At 43.7% G+C, this 19352-nt stretch carries 14 protein-coding genes; 10 read left to right on the top strand and 4 right to left on the bottom strand.

The genetic code is table 11. The annotated features are described in order from the left end of the window. The first annotated feature begins 33 nt into the window (after positions 1-33). The 4 genes from ACHUFM_RS11690 (at position 34) to ACHUFM_RS11675 (ending at position 4062) form a co-directional block, all read left to right on the top strand. Entirely contained in the window at positions 34-675 is a 642-nt protein-coding gene (locus tag ACHUFM_RS11690) for a YfgM family protein (RefSeq protein ID WP_113874079.1), read from the top strand. A gap of 2 nt (positions 676-677) precedes the next feature. Next, the gene (gene bamB, locus ACHUFM_RS11685) at positions 678-1811 is read left to right on the top strand and encodes an outer membrane protein assembly factor BamB (RefSeq protein WP_394182424.1); all 1134 of its coding nucleotides are present in this window, start codon (positions 678-680) and stop codon (positions 1809-1811) included. Positions 1812-1898: 87 nt separating this feature from the next. Continuing rightward, positions 1899-3239 carry a ribosome biogenesis GTPase Der gene (der, locus tag ACHUFM_RS11680; RefSeq protein ID WP_394182423.1) on the top strand — a complete coding sequence of 447 codons (1341 nt, stop codon included), beginning with the start codon at positions 1899-1901 and terminating at the stop codon, positions 3237-3239. Positions 3240-3447: 208 nt separating this feature from the next. After that, on the top strand, positions 3448-4062 hold the full coding sequence (locus ACHUFM_RS11675) for a hypothetical protein (RefSeq protein WP_394182422.1): 615 nt from the start codon (positions 3448-3450) through the stop codon (positions 4060-4062). Positions 4063-4122: 60 nt separating this feature from the next. On the opposite strand, the gene ACHUFM_RS11670 is transcribed toward ACHUFM_RS11675, so the two are convergent. The 3 genes from ACHUFM_RS11670 to ACHUFM_RS11660 form a co-directional block, all read right to left on the bottom strand. Beyond that, on the bottom strand, positions 4123-6366 hold the full coding sequence (locus ACHUFM_RS11670; RefSeq protein WP_394182421.1) for a YgiQ family radical SAM protein: 2244 nt from the start codon (positions 6364-6366) through the stop codon (positions 4123-4125). 124 nt (positions 6367-6490) lie between these two features. Next, entirely contained in the window at positions 6491-7132 is a 642-nt protein-coding gene (gene tmpT / locus ACHUFM_RS11665; protein ID WP_394182420.1) for a thiopurine S-methyltransferase, read from the bottom strand. 89 nt (positions 7133-7221) lie between these two features. Continuing rightward, positions 7222-8103, bottom strand: a complete 882-nt coding sequence (locus ACHUFM_RS11660) for a LysR family transcriptional regulator (protein WP_394182419.1) — start codon at positions 8101-8103, stop codon at positions 7222-7224. A gap of 101 nt (positions 8104-8204) precedes the next feature. On the opposite strand from ACHUFM_RS11660, the gene ACHUFM_RS11655 reads away from it, so the two are divergent. The 3 genes from ACHUFM_RS11655 to ACHUFM_RS11645 all read left to right on the top strand — a co-directional run bounded on the left by ACHUFM_RS11655 (position 8205) and on the right by ACHUFM_RS11645 (position 11970). Beyond that, entirely contained in the window at positions 8205-9404 is a 1200-nt protein-coding gene (locus ACHUFM_RS11655) for an MFS transporter (protein ID WP_394182494.1), read from the top strand. Between the two features lie 151 nt (positions 9405-9555). Then, on the top strand, positions 9556-10674 hold the full coding sequence (locus ACHUFM_RS11650) for an enoyl-CoA hydratase/isomerase family protein (protein WP_394182418.1): 1119 nt from the start codon (positions 9556-9558) through the stop codon (positions 10672-10674). 84 nt (positions 10675-10758) lie between these two features. Continuing rightward, positions 10759-11970, top strand: coding sequence for a capsular polysaccharide export protein, LipB/KpsS family (locus ACHUFM_RS11645; protein WP_394182417.1), 1212 nt, complete (start codon positions 10759-10761; stop codon positions 11968-11970). A gap of 167 nt (positions 11971-12137) precedes the next feature. Here the strand turns inward: ACHUFM_RS11645 and ppsA are convergent, their stop codons facing one another. Beyond that, positions 12138-14534: a phosphoenolpyruvate synthase gene (gene ppsA / locus ACHUFM_RS11640; RefSeq protein WP_394182416.1), complete on the bottom strand. Its 2397-nt coding sequence runs from the start codon at positions 14532-14534 to the stop codon at positions 12138-12140. Positions 14535-14767: 233 nt separating this feature from the next. On the opposite strand from ppsA, the gene ppsR reads away from it, so the two are divergent. The 3 genes from ppsR to rlmB all read left to right on the top strand — a co-directional run bounded on the left by ppsR (position 14768) and on the right by rlmB (position 19348). Further along, positions 14768-15586 (top strand): posphoenolpyruvate synthetase regulatory kinase/phosphorylase PpsR, encoded by an 819-nt coding sequence (ppsR, locus tag ACHUFM_RS11635; RefSeq protein ID WP_281269731.1) that lies wholly within the window; start codon positions 14768-14770, stop codon positions 15584-15586. Between the two features lie 373 nt (positions 15587-15959). Further along, a complete protein-coding gene (gene rnr / locus ACHUFM_RS11630) occupies positions 15960-18536 on the top strand; it encodes a ribonuclease R (protein WP_394182415.1) in 2577 nt (858 codons plus the stop codon). A gap of 44 nt (positions 18537-18580) precedes the next feature. Continuing rightward, on the top strand, positions 18581-19348 hold the full coding sequence (gene rlmB, locus ACHUFM_RS11625) for a 23S rRNA (guanosine(2251)-2'-O)-methyltransferase RlmB (protein ID WP_394182414.1): 768 nt from the start codon (positions 18581-18583) through the stop codon (positions 19346-19348). Positions 19349-19352: the final 4 nt, after the last annotated feature.

Below are 19352 nucleotides of genomic sequence, written 5' to 3'. Positions count from 1 at the left end.
TGCTTTTGCAGGCTTTGTATGAGGAAGTAAGAAGTGTCTGAATTAAAGACGGAAGAAGAACAAATCGAAGCGTTTAAGGCTTGGTGGAAGAAGAATGGTACCGCCTTGGTTGTCGTAGTCGCGGTTGCGGTAGGTGGTTATTTCGGCTTTCAAGCTTGGAAGAATAGCCAAGAAGCGCATTTAAGCGAAGCTTCTGCTTTATACCAAAACCTAGTGGAAGCGGCCGCTAATTTGGACGATGAAAATAATCAGAAGACAGTGAGTTTTATCGCCAAACAGTTGTCTGAAGATTACAGTGATACCGGTTATGCCATGTTTGGCCAATTGTTTTTAGCGCGTGTAGATGCGGAGCAAGGTAATTATGATGACGCGGTTAGTGCATTAGAGTTGGCGATAAAAGAAACAGAAGACGCATCTTTTGTGGCCATTGCGAATTTGAGAATTGCTCGCTTGTTATTGCAAAAAGGCGATTTTGACGCGGCCATGAGTCGTGCTCAATTAGTGACCGAGCCTGAGTACCTTGCGCAGCAACAAGAAGTGATTGGTGATATTTATTTGCAGCAAGGAATGCGTGATGACGCTCGTACTGCTTATGAAAAAGCCAGTGAAGCACTTGGAGCAGGTGTCAATCATCCTCTGCTTGATATTAAACTTCAGGACTTAGTAAAAGGTTAATAATGAAAAAGTCTCTTTTTCTGCTGTTATTATCTGCCGTTATTATTCAAGGGTGTTCCAATGCTCGCCCTAATTTACCCGATTTGCCGAGTCTTTCAAATGAAGTCGATCTTCATAAAGATTGGCGAACTAGTGTGGATGGTAACTTTGGTGAAACCAGTGAGCGTTTCAGTCTAGTTGCTGAGAATGATAAGCTTTATTTTGTTACGGATCAGGGAACAATTTATACCTTGAACCAAGCGGATGGCGATGAAATAAAGGAAATTGAGACAGGCTATGCTCCTAGTTCAGGTGTGACATTACAAGGTGACTCAATTTATTTTGGCACTTATGATGCGCAGCTAGTGGCGGTGTCGTTAACGAATAAGTCGGTTCTTTGGGAAAAGAGTTTGAGTTCGGAAGTGTTATCGGAAGCGGCGTATGCTGCAGGTAAGATCGCTATTCAAACGGCAGACGGCTGGTTGAGTGTGCTAGAGGCCGATTCGGGTAATACATTGTGGCGCGCCAAACAAGACTTGCCTGCTTTGACGGTGCGCGGTACGAGCTCACCTGTCATTGCAAATGGTAAAGTCGTCGCGGGCTTTGCTGATGGTCAAGTAAAAGCGTTTTCTCTTCAATCGGGTGAAGAGCTTTGGTCGTATGCTGCTGGTAAGCCAGAAGGACGTTATGAAATTGAACGCTTAAGTGACGTGGATGGCCGCTTAGTAGTGAGAGATAATGTGGTTTATGCCGTCGCTTATAATGGCACCCTTGTGGCGTTGGCATTAGAAACAGGTCGACCACTTTGGCAACGTAATATTGCTAGTTCCGTTGGTGTGGCGGTGAATGGCGATTTATTGGTTGCTGTTGATATGAAAAGTAATGTGATTGCATTAAACGCTAAGAATGGCTCTGAAGTTTGGACGAATTCAGATTTATTGGATAGAGACCTAATTTCACCGGAGTTTTTTGGTGATTATGTGGCATTAATGGATCGCGCAGGTTATGTGCATTTAATCGATTTGGGAACGGGTGCTGTAATGGCTCGAGAGTTGGCCAATGAAAAAAATGTGGCATCAGGAAGTCGCATGCTGGCTCATAAAAAGCAGCTGTTCATATTAACACCAGACTCGGATGTGACTTCTCTTACGTATTGAGGTTAAGTTCGAACAATTGTGATTTTGTAAGGGGCTGCCATCGCTAAATTGGGATGGCGGCCACTTTCTATTTATAAAGGTAAAAAAATGATACCAGTAATTGCATTGGTAGGTAGACCCAATGTTGGCAAATCCACTTTATTTAATCAGCTGACACGTTCACGTGATGCGTTGGTGGCAGATTATCCAGGCTTAACCCGTGACCGTAAATACGGTGATGGCAAAGTCGGTGGTCATGAGTTTATTGTGATTGATACTGGTGGTATCAGTGGTGATGAGCAGGGCATTGATGAAAAAATGGCACGCCAGTCTTTATTAGCAATCGAAGAAGCGGACTCTGTGTTATTTCTAGTGGATGGCCGTCATGGTTTGAATCCTGCTGATGAAATGATCGCGAATCACCTTCGCCGTTCTAATAAGCCTGTTACCTTGGTCGTAAATAAGACGGATGGCATCAATGAAGACATCGCCTTAGCGGATTTTTATTCGTTAGGATTCGGTGAGTTACAACCTATTGCAGCAGCCCATGGTAAAGGGGTTCATGTGTTAATTGATCATGTGATGTTGCCGTTTGCTGAGCAAGTTGAAGAAGCACGAAATCAAATTGACTTGGACTCTCGTGGTATTCGTATAGGTGTGGTTGGCCGTCCAAATGTCGGTAAATCCACTTTGGTGAACCGTATGTTGGGTGAAGACCGTGTAGTCGTTTATGACATGCCGGGCACAACACGTGACAGTGTTTATATTCCTTATTTACGTCATGACAAAGAATATACCCTGATTGATACCGCGGGTATTCGTCGACGTAAGCACGTGAAGGAAGCAGTGGAAAAATTCTCCATTGTGAAGACACTTCAAGCTATCCAAGATGCCAATGTGGTTATTGTGGTTATTGATTCACATGAAGATTTGGTTGAGCAAGACCTTCATATGATCGGCTATGTTTTAGACGCGGGTCGTGGTGTTGTCATTGCCATTAATAAGTGGGATGGCCTGCAAAAAGATGAGCGCGAACACATTAAAAGTGAAGTTGAGCGTCGATTAGGCTTTGTGCCATACGCAAAAGTGCATTACATTTCGGCTTTACATGGTACGGCTGTGGGTGACTTGTATGACACCATAGAAACGACTTATGAGTCTTGCTACGCGAAATGGTCTACCAATCGTCTGACACGCATATTAGAAGATGCGGTATCTGAACATCAGCCACCTATGGTGAACAGTCGTCGTATAAAACTACGTTATGCACACCAAGGGGGATCGAACCCTCCGCGTATCGTTGTGCATGGGAATCAGGTGAATTCCTTGCCTGGCAGTTATAAGCGTTATTTGGAAAATAAGTTTCGCTCGGTTTTAAAAATAACAGGTACTCCTATTATTTTTGAATTCAAATCGTCTGATAATCCATTTGCGCCTAAGAAAAAATAGGCTCAATGTGGTTTTAAAAGTCCTCTGCTTTGTTCGCATCGCAGGGGATTTTTTTATATATAGCGGTTCACTATTTACTGCTTTATTCCCTTTTTTGTATAAATGAAATCATTAAAGGATGAATCTAGAAATAACAGTGTCATTTAAGTGTGCTACGTCGAATTTTCACTTTTTTTTCATTAGTATCTCAGCATCTATTGTGGGGTACATGATGTTATTTTTACGTGGTTTTCTTTATCTACTTTTAGTGTCGGTGGTTGCTCAGCTCATTTCTTTGGAAGGTTATGAAATGCTATCGGCTGCTGAATACAGTGAGCATTCAGTCACAGAGCATTTGCAAGATGTGATGTCTTTCTTAAGTTTTGTGTTGTTTTTATATGTGTCTCGTCACTCCGAGCCGATGAAGATTGCGACCACTTTGTTAGCCGCGCTGATGGCGATGATGTTTGTTCGAGAATCCGATTCTCTGCTTGATCACTATGTTTTTGATGGGGCTTGGCAAACGGTTGTTTTATTCATTCTTGGGTGTGTTGTTGTGTTCCTATGGGGGCAATTTAAAGCCATTTACCCTTCTATGAAGGAATACGCCAAACACGCTAGTTTTGGTACGTTTTTAGCTGGATTTGTGACCATCTTAGGGTTTTCTCGCTTGATGGGGCGAGGCTCATTTTGGGAAGCCGTTATGGGCGATGCGTATATGCGGGTGGTAAAAAATATCGTGGAGGAAGGTATTGAGACCCTTGGTTATACCTTGATTTTTATCTCTGCTATGGAGCTGGCGTTAGCTTGCCGTCGTCAACGAAGAAAAGCGTTAGCCCATTAAGAAGTGAGTATTAAGAACTTAAAATCCCCTAGGGCTCTAATTGAGCCCTAGGGGATTTTTTTATTTTGTTCTACTGGAAGCGCGTTTTTTATTCGGCTGATTGCCTGTTTTTGGTCTCGCACCAGGCTTGTTTTTGTTCGCCTTGTTACGGGCTTTTTCAGCGGCGGCATTTTTACTGATTGTTGGTCGGTTGGACGTATGGGATGCGCCCGTTTTTTGCCCTGGTTTGGCGTTTTTGGGTCTTCGTGGAACACGTTTGTCTTGCTCGGCTGGCGGTACAAGTTTGTTGTCGCCATGACCAATTAAGTCGGCGCGACCCATTTTAATTAGAGTGTCACGAAGTCCTTGCCAGTTACTTGAGTCGTGGTAACGGAGAAAGCCTTTTTGAACGCGTCGTTGTTCATAATCTTTCGGGGTATAAACGTCTTCACTTTTATAGGTCACTTGTTTTAACGGGTTCTTACCAGAGTGGTACATGGCCGTCGCTAGTGACATTGGTGACGGGTAAAAGGTTTGTACCTGATCTGGTTTAAAGTCGTTCGTTTTGAGCCAAACCGCTAGATTCATCATGTCTTCATCTGAGCTGCCTGGGTGAGCGGCAATGAAATAGGGAATCAGGTGCTGTTTCTTGCCAGCTTCTTTGGAGTATTTATCAAACATACGTTTGAAACGGTCATAGGTTCCCATGCCTGGCTTCATCATTTTTGACAGGGTGCCGGCCTCTGAGTGTTCAGGAGCAATTTTTAGCAGTCCACCCACATGATGTGTCACCAATTCCCGAACGTATTCAGGGTCTTCCACGGCTAAGTCATAACGTAGTCCAGAGGCAATCGAGACGGTGTGAATACCTTCGATAGCACGTGTCTTACGGTATAACTGAGTCGTCGGACTATGGTCTGTGTTTAAATTTGAACAAATGGTAGGGTAAACACAAGACAGTTTACGGCATGAAGCCTGAACCTCATCATCATTACAGTTTAAGGTGTACATGTTTGATGTTGGTCCACCTAGGTCGGAGATATGACCTGTGAAGCCTGGTACTTTGGCTTTGATGTCTTCGATTTCATTTAGAATGGATTCATGAGAGCGCGACTGAATCACTCGACCTTCATGCTCCGTAATGGAGCAAAAAGTACAGCCACCAAAACAGCCTCGCATAATATTAATGGAGGTTTTGATCATGTCGTAAGCCGGAATTCGAGCTTTTTTGTATTTTGGATGTGGCACCCGAGCATAAGGTAAGTCAAATACACCGTCCATTTCATCTGTTTCCAAAGGGATTGGCGGTGGGTTTACCCAGATTTCTTTTTTGCCATGCTTTTGAATTAAAGCCCTTGCGTTATGCGGGTTGGATTCTAAGTGCAAAATACGGGATGTATGTGCATACAGAACCGGATCTTTCGATACTTTTTCAAAAGAAGGCAGGCGGATATAGGTTGTTTCGGGATCCAGCTTTTCACCTCGACGAAGTGGTGCCGGAATGACGCGAATGGGCATCACATCCTGGTCTTCTTCGGTTTGGCATTTGCCTTCAGGAATGTATTCATAAGGGCTGTAGATCTTATCAATCTGACCAGGCCAATCAACTCGTGTTGAATCAATCTCAGTAAAGCCACCTGGAGGCGCATCTCTAACAATCGTTGTGCCACGTATGTTTTTGAGTTGATTTAAGGTTTTGCCCATGGCCAACTCATGGGTAACGTCTAGCATGGCGCGTTCAGCGTTGCCGTACAATAAAATGTCGGCTGTGGAATCAATCAATACTGAACGGCGAACTTCATTGCTCCAATAATCATATTGCGCAATACGACGCAAACTGGCTTCGATGCCGCCGATCATAACAGGGACATCATTGAAGGCTTCTTTGCAGCGTTGCGAGTACACAATGACCGCACGGTCTGGACGCTTCCCGCCTTCACCATAAGGTGTATAAGCATCATCATTTCGTACTTTAAGATCTGCTGTGTAGCGGTTAATCATGGAATCCATGTTGCCCGCAGTAACACCAAAATACAGGTTAGGGCGACCAAGGCGCATGAAGTCTTCAGTATTTCGCCAGTTAGGTTGGTCTATGATGCCAACTCGGTAACCTTTTGATTCTAATAAGCGACCCAGCACCGCCATGCCAAAGCTTGGGTGATCAACATAGGCATCTCCTGTGACAATGATGACATCACAGCTGTCCCATCCCAAGGCATCCATTTCTTCTCGAGTCGTGGGGAGGAAAGGAGATACGCCGTAGCATTCAGCCCAATAAGCTGGATATGAAAATAAATGCTGGGCGGTTTTATGTCGTTTGATCATGGTTTGCTCTTGCTAGGTGAATCGCTGGGCATTATGAGATTTTCATAATTTTGCCTTATATAAGGTGCGGCATTATCCCAGAAAACCACTCAGGTAAACAGCCTTTGCTGATAAGGAAGTTGAGTTAATTTTGATCAATGTGCCAAACGCTTTCTTCAAATGAAGTATAGCTACCGTCACGATAGTCTGGGTTGGTTTCCATGAGGTTTTCAGACGCCAGTTTTTTAATGCCAGTGCCCCAAAGTTGAATGATTTCTTCCTCTGCAACTGAGAATGGCGGGCCATTTTTATCGCCTTGATACTGCAGCGTTATGAGTAATACAAAAGCCTTTTTTGACAGCCTCTGTAGGGTGTGTTGAACGTATTTTCCTCTTAAATTTTTAGGCATCGCGATCATGGCAGCGCGATCATAACAAGCATCAAAGTCTTGTTCGTTAAAATCAAAAAAGTCACCTTCGATGAGTCTAATTGGTAGCTCATTGACCGTATGTATCTTGAGGTTGCCTTGTTGAATGGTTTCGTAGGTTAAATCGTTATCACCAATAAACTCAATAATGGCAAGGGAGGATAATTCCACTCCTGTTACCTGATAGCCTTGTTCCGCTAACCAGATCATGTCGTTGGTTTTACCACAAAGAGGAACAAGTACCTTGCTTCGTTTGGCGAGAATGGGCCAATAATCCATTAATTTGGGGTTAACGCCTTCTTGGTGAAAGCCAATACGACCTGTTTGCCAGCGCTCTAACCAAAAATCATTGGTAATCATGTAGACCTCTCAAACAAAAATGGTTGGCTTTTATTATAGGCCATTTTGTCGGTATTTTAATGTGTGAACTTACTAGGAAGTTTGTAAGTTCATGAGATAGATTTTCCTTGTTGGCAGACAAATTCCAGAAACGCCTGATTGGCTTGGGATAAGTAGCCATCTTTTCGCCAAGCAATGTTTAAATCTAACCAAATGGGAGGATCAAATGATCGGGTAATCAGTTGATCATCGTCTTCGATTACCATGGACAGCATAGTCGAAATACCAAACCCCTGTTTGGTGATGGACTTGATGAGGGGAATCAAATTCGTTTCAAATCCGATATTCGGTTTGAGCCCAGCTTTCTCAGCGAGTTTGTCAACAATGCGGCGGTGAAAAAAGCCTTCTTTGAACATCACCAGTTCTTCGTTAAAAAACGCCGCTGGAGTGACCTTGTTAAGTTCACTAAAAGGGTGGTCTTTAGCGACGACGACTCGCATTTCTTCTTCTAATAAATGTTCTGCCTGTAGGCTGGCAGGTAAGGTTTCAGCCACAATGACACTGAGGTCCAGTTCGCCTTTTTCCAACATCTTCTGCAATTGCCAAGTGCCACCTTCGATGACTTTAAGGGTAATACTGGGGTAACGGTTACGAAACGCCATTAGAATGGGAGGGAAATAATACGAACCAAGCATGCTCGGAATGCCAACTCGGACTTCTCCTTGAGTGAGCCCTTTTAATTCTGACATTTCTAAGATGGCTTCATCGGTCGCTTGAACAATTCTTTTTGCGTGCTGATAGAGCTTGTTGCCTTCGTCTGTCAAACAGACATTACGATCTGCTCGATGAATGAGAGTTAAGCCTAACTCTTGCTCCAGTTTTTTAATGGCCATACTCACCGCCGGTTGAGCGACTCCCAATTGCTGAGCCGCTTTGGTAAAGCTGGCGGTTTCTGCAATGCAGACAAGGTAACGAAGCGGTTTTATTTCCATCAGTAACTCTTATGGTTTCGATCAATTAGATATATTTTATTGATAAAATGTCTGGGCGTATAGTGACCTTTCTGTTGAATTTAGGTTAGGGAGAGGTGAGTGTGATTGACGTGGGGAGCCGTTTATTTTGGCGAGGTACGCTGGCGTTGGTGATTGGCTCTTTTATGGTTTTTGCCAATGTGTATGTTACTCAGCCTTTGTTGCCAATGATCGCAAAAACCTTTTCGATCAGCCCCTTGCAGGCCAGCGCCAGTTTTACCATTACGACGCTGACTTTGGGGATCTCATTATTATTTTATGGGCCGATTTCAGATGCTTTGGGGCGAAAAGGCATCATGGTTTTTACCATGGTGGGAATTACCTTAACGACGGCGTGTTTGTCTCAGGTTCAGCAATATGAACAGCTGCTTGCATTACGAGCCTTACAAGGCTTCTTCTTGGCCGGATTACCGGCCATCGCAGTGGCGTATTTAGGAGACGAATACACACCGGATGCTTTAATGGTAGCGGTCGGGTTGTACATTAGTGGTAATACCTTAGGGGGAATTGGTGGTCGCCTAATAGGAGGATTTACGGGTGAATGGCTTGGTTATTCTGCTACGTTTTCGGTGATGGCGGTCATCAGTCTGGTTTGTTTATTGGCTTTTTATTTTCTTTTACCTTCTTCACAGCATTTTGAATCGAAACCACTGCGTGTGGGCCTTATTTGGCAGAATATCAAAAGTCATTTGCATAATCGTCGGTTGTTAACCTGTTACCTGATTGGCGGTTTTAGCTTTTTTATTTTTATCAATCAATACAGTTACGTTACCTTTGTGTTGGAAGCTGAGCCTTATCACTTATCGCCTAAATTTGTAGGTTTACTGTTTTTGACCTATTTATCCGGCACCTTAGGTTCTGCTATTTCGGGTAAGCTGGCGAAACGCTACGCTCAGGCCAATATTTTAGTGCTGGGGACCTGTATTTTTATGATCGGCTCTTTGGTGACGCTGGGAGGTTCTATATGGATGATTTTGATCGGTTTGTTGATTAATAGTTTTGGCTTTTTCTTATGCCATTCAACAGCCAGTAGTTTTGTCAGTCGTCATGCTAAACACGCAAAAGCCAGTGCGTCCTCTTTGTATCTTGTGTTCTATTATTTGGGAGCAAGTCTGGGAGGCTTTTATCTAGACCCTTTCTGGCAATACAGTGGATGGAGCGGCGTCATCGTAGGTTCCTGGATCATTTTAGCCTTTGTGGCATTGGCGGGTGTGAGCTTGGTTCGTTTTAAACCATCATCACTGAGTCATAAAATGAACTGATGGTCTTACAAGCTTAGCGTTGGGTTCAGGGAGTAAACTGAATCATTGCTATTTGAGATAGGGAATTGGTTTTTTAGGTATTCATAGAAGCGACGTTGATGAATTGTTAAGCTGTTTCTTATCTTAATAATAAAAATGATGAGGCCATAGGATGCAGGAAATTCAGCTCACAAATGAAAGCATAGAAGCCCCCATTCGTGTTTTTGAAAAAGCACTGAATGGTTCGCATAAATTAGGCATCATTCGACTTAATAAGCCTGCTTCTTTGAATGCGTTGAGTTTGCAAATGGTTGAATTGATGTCCCAGCAATTACAGGTCTGGAAAGATGACGAAGCCATTGCGGCTGTGTGGTTAGAAGGTGAAGGAGAGCGAGCATTTTGTGCTGGCGGGAATGTGGTGGAGGTTTATGAATCTGTTGTTGCAGAGAGACCAAATCCAGCCATCGTAGAAGACTATTTCAAGAAAGAATATGCATTGGATTTTGGCCTCCATACTTACCCCAAACCTGTTATTTGTTGGGGGCAAGGAATTGTAATGGGCGGTGGCATGGGCTTATTTATGGCGGCCGATGTTCGAGTAGTGACGGAGACGAGTCGCTTGGCTATGCCTGAGATCGCCATTGGCTTATTTCCTGATGTTGGAGCAAGTTATTTTCTTAACCAAATAGACGTTACTTGGGCTCGCTTTATCGCCCTGACCGGATGTCATTTGAGTTGCTTGGATGCAATGACATTAGAGATGGCCAACGTACTCGTCTCACAAGAGTCAAAAAATGCCGTATTGGAGAGTCTTGATAAGGTGCATTGGGATGTTCGAGATAAGGCGCGTTCGTTAGTAAGCCTTAAGCAGGTTATCTCACCTTTGTCTCAACAGCTAAGCCCCTTAAATCATGTCGATAATCATGTGAAAGAACATACCAGCGAAATAGCACCGTTAATGGTTGGCTCTATTGAGGAAATAGATCAAAAAATTAGACAGTGGCAACCTGAGACGGCTTGGTTGAAAAAAGCCAAGCAAAGCTTTCTTTCTGGTAGCGCGTTATCGGCTCATGTCATTCTTCGTCAGTTAGAAGCACACCGACAGTCAAGTTTGCATCAGGTATTCGAGTCTGAGTTAAAGCTCATCACCGCTTTGTGTCACAAAGGAGACTTTGCTGAAGGTGTGAGAGCCTTATTGGTAGATAAAGATAAGTCACCAACGTGGCGATTTAGTAGTGTAACCTCCGTGAACCTAGAGGATGTGGAGCAATTTTTACCTTTCAATCATTAGAGTGTCATAGGATTGTCTTAATTTAAGTATAGCGTTTATGGCTTGTCTTTTAAGTTAACCGTTAAAGCGGTAGGGCAGCTCCATATGCGCTATTTATTTATATCACGACGAAATCTACATGCGAAATACTATAAAACCTTATTGAAGCACCTTGATTTGGATGGCCAGTTTTACCAAATGGGAAAGCCAAGTTGGCAAGCATTATTGTTTTTAGTGCCGGCATTTCGGATGAATTTAAAGCCTATAATTAAAGAGCAGATAGAAAGAAAGCAAGCTTGTAACCGTATTTGGCAGAGCCCTTTACTAATGTATTTTTACACAAGAATGCAGCTGACTATAGAGCGCTTGAAATATGCAAAGTATCTGGCTTTATTGACGCATAAAAAACCAGAATATTTAGTGATTTGGAATGGAAAAAAATTGCCTAATGTTACGGTTGTCATGGCTGCTAAAGCTTTGGGTATTAAGGTGTTTTATTTTGAGAATGGGTTGTTACCAAACACCGTCAGCCTTGATCCAAAGGGAGTTAATTTTGCTTCTTCATTGAGTCGAGATCCAGAGTTTTATCGAAACTTTGACCCAGAAAATCGGTATGTTTTTACCGCTCCTGATATTGTTCCTAGAGCCAGCATAAAAAAACGCAACTGTTTTGAAGCGATTGAATTGCCAGAACGCTTTGTTTTTGTTCCATTTCAGGTGCCGCATGATACTCAAATCGTCTGTTATTCAAGATGGATTAAATCCATGGAAAGTTTATATGAACAGGTTATATCAGCGGTGAAAGCCTTAGGCGACCCAGAATTAAAGGTGGTTTTTAAGGAGCACCCTACATGGCATAAGCATTATGACGCTTTGTATGCAAAAGACCCGATCGCTGTATTTGCAAATGGAAATGCTACCCCTGAATTAATGTCTAAGTCGCAGGCGGTTATTACCATTAACTCAACGGTAGGTATGGAGTCTCTTTTGCTTGGTAAGCCTGTCATTACTTTGGGGGATGCTTGCTACAACATTGATGGTTTAGTGCAGTATGCTAACAATCAGCATGAATTAACTGAGTGTTTAGATAACGTATTACAAGGTTGGCAGATGAGTACAAGGTTATGTGATAAATTTTTTGCCTATTTAAAATACGTTTATTGTGTTCCGCGAGTAGCGAAAGATGATCCAGAGCATATTCATGCGGTTTCACAGCGCTTATTAGGGAAAGATTTATTCAGTCTAGATGTGATCAAATTCAACGCGGCACAACCACAACAGCGAGCTATTCCGACCACTCAAAATGACTTTGTTTGATGCATTTTTGAGTATAAAAAAAGCCCTGCAATGCAGGGCTTAAACGAGAGTGTGACAACAATAAGGTCACTAACCGCGATTAAACGGCATTCTGACTTAATAGGAAAACCTACCAAGATGCAGTTGGTGCCTGCCATCTACTCTGTTAATTAGATGGCAGGTATAAATTACACTGCGTCTCTATTTAACGACGCATTTTCAATAACTTCATTTAAGTGCAACCAAGTCTCGACGACGGTATCCGGGTTAAGAGAAACACTTTCGATCCCCTGAGCGACCAACCAGTCAGCGAAATCCGCATGATCCGATGGTCCTTGACCGCAAATACCCACGTACTTTCCTTGCTCTCGACAAGCGGAAATGGCCATCTTCAAGAGTTTTTTAACCGCTGGATTACGTTCGTCGAATTTGTCGGCAATCAAACCTGAGTCACGATCCAGTCCAAGTGTTAATTGGGTCAAATCATTAGAGCCGATAGAGAAGCCATCAAAGTATTCAAGGAATTCCTGAGCTAAGAGTGCGTTAGACGGTAGTTCACACATCATGATGACTTTGAGGCCGTTTTCACCACGAGCCAAGCCTTGTTCCGCAAGCAATTCTGTGACTTGCTGAGCTTCTTCTAACGTACGTACAAATGGAATCATAATCTGTACATTGGTCAGCCCCATGTCGTTACGAACTCGACGAATGGCTTCACATTCCATAGCAAAACAATCACGGAATGAGTCGTCAATGTAACGAGCAGCACCACGGAAACCTAGCATTGGATTTTCTTCATCTGGTTCGAACAATGGGCCTCCAACGAGATTGTGATACTCATTGGACTTAAAGTCAGAAAGACGAACAATGACGGGTTTCTGAGAAAAAGAGCACGCCAGAGTTGCTACGCCTTCTACCAGTTTGTCGACGTAAAACTCGACTGGACCTTGGTAACCAGCGATACGATGATCGATCTCTTCTTTTAAAGGAGCGTCCATGTCTGCGTAATTCAGTAAGGCTTTTGGGTGAATGCCAATCATACGGTTGATGATGAATTCGAGACGTGCCAAACCAATGCCGGCATTTGGTAGCATCGCGAAATCGAAAGCACGATTTGGATTGCCAACGTTCATCATGACTTTGACGGGCAAATCTGGCATGTTGCCTACTTCAGAGGTAATGACATCGAACTGCAACGCTCCCTGATAGACAAAGCCCATATCGCCTTGCGCACAAGAAACGGTTACTTGCTGGTCATTTTTCAATACTTCCGTCGCATCACCACAACCCACCACAGCTGGAATGCCCAATTCACGAGCAATAATGGCCGCGTGACAGGTTCGACCACCCCGATTGGTGACAATCGCAGAGGCGCGCTTCATGATGGGTTCCCAATCAGGGTCTGTAATGTCTGTGACGAGCACATCGCCTGGTTGAATACGATCCATCTCAGTAATGGATGACAGTACCTTTACCGCACCTGTGCCAATTTTATGTCCAATGGCACGCCCAGTAATCATTACGTTAGAGGTTTCTTTTAAACTGTATCGTTCCATGCTTTGAGCACTGGTTTGGCTGCGCACCGTTTCAGGTCGAGCTTGAACTATGTAGAGTTTTCCATCGAGGCCATCTTTGGCCCACTCTATGTCCATCGGGCGCTGGTAATGTTTTTCGATAATGCAGGCTTGTCGTGCCAAATCTTCTATTTCGTCATTGCTCAAAGCAAAGCGGTTTTGATCGTCGAGAGCAACAGGAACAACCTTAACAAACTCGTCGCTACCGGCTTCTGCGTACTCCATTTTTTGTGCTTTGCTGCCAAGGCTTTTACGCACAACGGCAGGGCGGTTGGATTCGAGGGTGGGTTTGTGAACATAGTATTCATCAGGGTTAACGGTACCTTGTACTACCATTTCACCTAAACCGTATGCGGCGGTAATGAAAACCACTTCATCGAAACCGGATTCAGTATCCAAGGTAAATAAGACTCCAGATGCGCCAATGTCACTGCGAACCATTTTTTGAATGCCTGCAGATAAAGCAACGCCTTGATGTTCAAAACCTTGGTGTACGCGGTATGAAATCGCACGATCATTAAATAAAGACGCGAAAACGCGTTTGATGGACGCTTTAATGTCCGCTAAACCTACTACGTTAAGGTAGGTTTCCTGTTGACCCGCAAAGGACGCATCAGGCAAATCTTCCGCGGTGGCTGAAGAACGAACGGCAAAGGAAGTACCTTCGGCATTGTCTTCACACAAAACCGCAAAAGCGTGTTCAATTTCTTGGTTGAACTCGTCAGAGAAAGACGCGTCTTCAATCCACTGGCGAATTTTGACGCCAGTCTCGGCAAGAGCATGCACATCATCTACATCCAAACTGTCTAAAGTCTGGTGGATTTTGTCTTCTAAGCCCGTCTCAACCAAAAAGCTTTGATAGGCATAAGCAGTGGTTGCGAAACCATTTGGTACTTGGATACCAAGGTCTGTCAGGTTAGAAATCATTTCTCCCAAGGAGGCATTTTTCCCGCCTACTTGACCGACATCTTCTAAACGAAGATCTTTAAACCACTTAATAAATTTGCTCACAAGAGACTCCGATGGTTGAGTGTTTTTATTATTGAATCAATAAAAATCATTTGCGGGCGCAATGTAAAGAGCTACCCGCCAAGTAAGAGTGTTTGTCGACAAAGTCATTCCAAGACTTGTCAAAGCCTTAACTCTGGGTCCATTGTATGTAGCTGGGATGCGTTGAATAAAATCGATTATTCGATGTAGTTTTATTTCAATCGAAAAAACGGATGTCGTTAGATAACAACAAAATGAGTAAAAATGACATGAAAGTGTATTTTGTTTCCGATGGAACGGCGATTACCGCCGAAGTGTTTGGTTCTGCTATGTTGTCTTTTTTTGATGTCGACATATTGACCAAAAGTGTGCCTTTTTTGAGCACTAAGGACCAAGCTAATGGTCTAAAACAACAAATTGATTTAGAGGTTGAGCAGGGGGCATCGGTATTGGTTTTTTATACCATTTCAGACCAAGCTATCAGTGACATAGTGCAGTCTTGTCAGTGCCATTGTTACAATGTGTTTGGTGATATGTTGTCGCCCATTGAGCAGGCCTTAGGGGTCAAAGCTCAACCTTCGGCACAAAAAGCCCATGGTATGAAAGCGGGTGTTTATGATGGTCGGATAGACGCGATTAACTATGCTTTGGCGAATGATGATGGGGCATCCATCAAAAATTTCGATCAAGCGGATATCATTTTGCTTGGTGTTTCTCGTTCGGGCAAAACGCCGACGAGTTTATATCTGGCCATGCAGTACGGAATTCGAGCGGCAAACTACCCGATAACGGAAGATGATTTTTCCTCTGCTGGCTTACCTAAAGTATTAAAACTTCACAAGAAAAAGCTGTTTGGGCTGACCATTGATCCGCAGAGATTGCATGAAATTCGTACTGGTCGTATGGCGCAAAGTAAATACGCTTCTTTCAGACAATGTCGCTATGAAATTGAGGAAGTAGAGTCTTTGTATCGTCAGGAGCGCATCCCCTTCTTAAACTCTACGACCCTGTCGGTGGAAGAAATTTCCACCAAAGTGATGGCCGAAATGAATTTAGAGCGTCATCGCCAATGAAATTAGAGTCGAAATAGATCGAATTATTCGATCTATTCATTGAATTTGCTGAATAATTAAACAGAAAAAAGTCATATTTTTTATTTATAGCCATTTTGACCTAACAAAAATAGAGTTATTGTTCGATAAAACAAGGCTTTCTTTTACGTTTTGTTGTCGAATTACAAAATAACCTTTCTACAGTGTGCAGATAATAGAGAGAACAAGGCTTTTATAGAGAGTATTCCCTGAGAATACTCTATAATGTGGGTAACTTATGTGGGCTTATAAAGGGCATGTTGTCAAAGCCAAAACCACATTCTCAATCGTAAGATGTTCATATTGGTGATTTATAACAGGATGTCTTACTAAAAAAACCAAGGATAAATATACATTGAGTAAAAAAATTAACGATCCACACTCGCAGCGCGAAGCATCAAAGTACGATAACCCGGTGCCTAGTCGTGAATACATCTTAGAATTTCTCGCCACACAAAATACCGCTTTAAGTCACCCACAACTGTGCGACTTATTTTCTCTTAAAGGGGAAGATGAGATAGAAGCATTGCGTCGTCGTTTAATTGCCATGTGTCGCGACAGTCAGCTGACCAGTAATGCCAATAATGAATATAAGCCACTGTTAGAAAGTGACTTCATCGAAGGGTACGTACAAGGTAATAAAGAAGGTCATGGCTTCTTATTGCGTGCCAGCGATGACGACATCTTTTTGTCCGCTCGTCAGATGATGAACGTAATGGAGGGTGATAAAGCCAAGGTTCGTTTGTCTGGTCGCAGTGTAAAAGGCCGTTTAGATGGTGTTGTCGTTGAAGTATTGGAACGAAAGCATACCCAGTTAGTCGGACGTTACTATGAAGAGAGCCAGACGGCTTTTGTGACGCCTGAAAATCCAAGAATCGCACAAGACATTCTGATTGGTAAAGATTCCGGACTGTCGCCTAAACATGGCCAATATGTGTTGGTCGAGATTGTTTCCTACGCCGAGCGTGGACAATCAGCAAAAGGCCTTGTGAAGAAAGTGCTGGGTGATTTCATGGCGCCGGGTGTTGAAATTGAAGTGGCTATGCATCGTTATGAAATTCCTAACGAGTGGCCAGTCGCCGTTGAGCAACAAGTAAAACACTTTACCTCTGAAGTGGCGGAAGAAGACAAAGCGCATCGAGTCGATTTACGCGAGACGCCTTTTGTTACCATCGACGGCGAAGACGCCCGTGACTTTGATGACGCGGTATATTGTGAAAAAACACCAGGTGGCTGGAAGCTGTTTGTCGCTATCGCAGATGTGTCTCATTATGTTAAAAAAGACACCGCATTAGACGAAGAGGCCATTGTACGAGGTAATTCAGTTTACTTCCCTGGCCGAGTGATTCCAATGCTACCGGAAGTGCTTTCCAACGGTTTGTGTTCATTGAACCCAGATGTCGATCGACTTGCCATGGTGGCTGAGATTTCTCTGACCACAAAAGGCAAGATGCGTGGCTTTAAGTTCTATGAAGGTTTGATTCGTTCCCATGCCCGTCTAACATACACTAAAGTGGCTAAAATGATTGCGGCAGAACCAGAAGATGAAGGTCTGGCTTTGCGTGATCGCTATCAAAGTATCGTCTCACATATTGATGATCTCAACGGTTTATATCAAGTGCTAAAACTGGCTCGTGAAGAACGAGGAGCGATGGAGTTTGATACCGTTGAAACCCGTATGGTGTTTGATGAGCATTCGAAGATTGAACACATAGTACCGGTCGAACGAAACGACGCCCATAAGCTAATTGAAGAGTGCATGTTATGTGCGAATGTGGCGGCGGCAGAGTTATTGATTAAAGCGGATTTACCGGCCTTGTTCCGTGTTCATGAAGGGCCAAAAGAAGATCGACTACTGACTTTGCGCAGCTATCTTGGATTGCTTGGTTTAGAGCTCACGGGTGGTCTTAAACCGACGCCAGCGGATTACGCTATGGTGGCCGAGCAGATCAAAGACCGAGCGGACGCTCGAAGCATTCAAACCATGATGCTGCGTTCTATGTCGCAAGCGGTTTATCAAGCCGATAACATGGGGCATTTTGGGTTGAATTATGAGGCGTATACCCATTTTACTTCGCCGATTCGACGTTATCCTGATTTGTTGGTCCATCGGGCGATTCGTTATTTGATTCGTGGTGAAGGTCGACCGAATGTGACTCAAGCACATCGTGTTGCTGGTAGTCCTTTATTAAAAGAGAAGAAAATTTACGGCTATGATCATGCTGATATGGATGGTTTAGGCGATTCTTGTTCTTTGACAGAGCGACGTGCTGACGAAGCCACTCGCGACGTTGAAGCTTGGCTTAAATGCCAATACGTTGAGCAACATCTAGGCGATGCTTTTGATGGTGTGGTTACGGCGGTGACGTCTTTTGGCTTGTTTGTCGAGTTACAGGGGTTGTTTGTCGATGGTTTGGTTCACATTTCTGGTTTAGGTCAGGATTACTTTGTTCATGATATTGAGCATCAAGCCATTATTGGTGAGCGCACAGGTCGGGTGTTCCGTCTTGGTGATCGTCTGAAAGTTCGAGTTGCTAGTGTTAATTTAGAGCAGCGTAAAATTGATCTGACATTAGATGAATCGGCTTCACGTCCTCGAAAGAAGGTCGAGCGTGATGACCTGACTGAATTGGAAATGCAATTGGCGCAGCTGCCTCCGATTGAATTAGGTGGTCGTTCTAAACCAAAGGCAAAAAATACTTCGGAAGAGGGGGCAGGAAGCAAGAAAGAAGGCGCAAAAGATAAAGACTCAGATAAACCGAAGAGTAAAAAGCGTCGTACTCCTTCGAAGGGAAAGCGCATTAGACAAAAGAAAACGGCTCAAGCTGCGGCTAAGACAAAAACGTCGTCAAACAGTGCGAAGAAGCCTAAAAAAGCGAAAAAGGTCAGCAAAGCGAAAAAAAACAATGCGAAACCACGATCTCGAGACTAACCAATAGTCGATTAAATGCCGATATAGAGAGAATGAAATAAAACATGTCCGATTTAGAATGGATATACGGTATTCATGCCGTAGAAAATGCCTTGTCACAACAAGCTGAACGTATTAAAGAAGTGCGTTTTCAAGAAGGCCGTGATGACAAGAAAACACAGCGGTTAATGACGTTATGCAAAACGAACAAGGTTCGTTACAGTTTGGTGCCACGTCGCGACTTAGATCAGCTTTTTAGCAAAACCAAAGAACGAGTCGTGCATCAAGGTGTTGTGGCTTATACCACTATGACAAAAGCAGGCAGCGAAGCCGATTTGCACGCTTATGTTGAAGGGTTAGATGAAACGCCATTGGTCATTATTCTGGATGGTGTGACTGACCCTCACAATCTTGGTGCTTGTTTGCGAAGTGCTGATGCCGCTGGCGCTCACGCTGTCATTATGCCAAAAGATAATTCCGCACCGCTCAATGCCACTGTCAGTAAAGTGGCCTGTGGTGCGGCTGAAAGCATGCCAGTGTATGCGGTGACGAACCTTGCTAGAACGATGAAAAAACTGCAAGACCAAGGTATTTGGATTTTCGGCACAGCAGGCGAAGCGACAGGTACCATTTATGAGCAGGACTTAACCATTCCGACGGCCATTGTGATGGGTGCAGAAGGGGAAGGTATGCGCCGCTTAACTCGTGAACAGTGTGATTATCTCGTTAAGCTGCCTATGGCTGGCGTAGTATCCAGTTTGAATGTATCGGTCGCTACAGGCGTTTGCTTGTACGAAGTGGTTCGACAGCGTGCTGTGAAAGCTCAGCGTTAAGGAG

The organism is Marinomonas posidonica, assembly GCF_043643765.1.
Taxonomy (GTDB): Bacteria; Pseudomonadota; Gammaproteobacteria; order Pseudomonadales; family Marinomonadaceae; genus Marinomonas; species Marinomonas posidonica_A.
Note: the sequence above shows the minus strand (reverse complement) of the source record. Positions and strands in the feature narration are given on the sequence as shown.

Bases quoted from the DNA above. Each gene is read 5' to 3' on its own strand.
- bamB (WP_394182424.1), top strand. From the start codon at position 678: ATGAAAAAGTCTCTTTTTCTGCTGTTATTATCTGCCGTTATTATTCAA.
- der (WP_394182423.1), top strand. From the start codon at position 1,899: ATGATACCAGTAATTGCATTGGTAGGTAGACCCAATGTTGGCAAATCC.
- ACHUFM_RS11675 (WP_394182422.1), top strand. From the start codon at position 3,448: ATGATGTTATTTTTACGTGGTTTTCTTTATCTACTTTTAGTGTCGGTG.
- ACHUFM_RS11670 (WP_394182421.1), bottom strand. From the start codon at position 6,366: ATGATCAAACGACATAAAACCGCCCAGCATTTATTTTCATATCCAGCT.
- tmpT (WP_394182420.1), bottom strand. From the start codon at position 7,132: ATGATTACCAATGATTTTTGGTTAGAGCGCTGGCAAACAGGTCGTATT.
- ACHUFM_RS11660 (WP_394182419.1), bottom strand. From the start codon at position 8,103: ATGGAAATAAAACCGCTTCGTTACCTTGTCTGCATTGCAGAAACCGCC.
- ACHUFM_RS11650 (WP_394182418.1), top strand. From the start codon at position 9,556: ATGCAGGAAATTCAGCTCACAAATGAAAGCATAGAAGCCCCCATTCGT.
- ACHUFM_RS11645 (WP_394182417.1), top strand. From the start codon at position 10,759: ATGCGCTATTTATTTATATCACGACGAAATCTACATGCGAAATACTAT.
- ppsR (WP_281269731.1), top strand. From the start codon at position 14,768: ATGAGTAAAAATGACATGAAAGTGTATTTTGTTTCCGATGGAACGGCG.
- rlmB (WP_394182414.1), top strand. From the start codon at position 18,581: ATGTCCGATTTAGAATGGATATACGGTATTCATGCCGTAGAAAATGCC.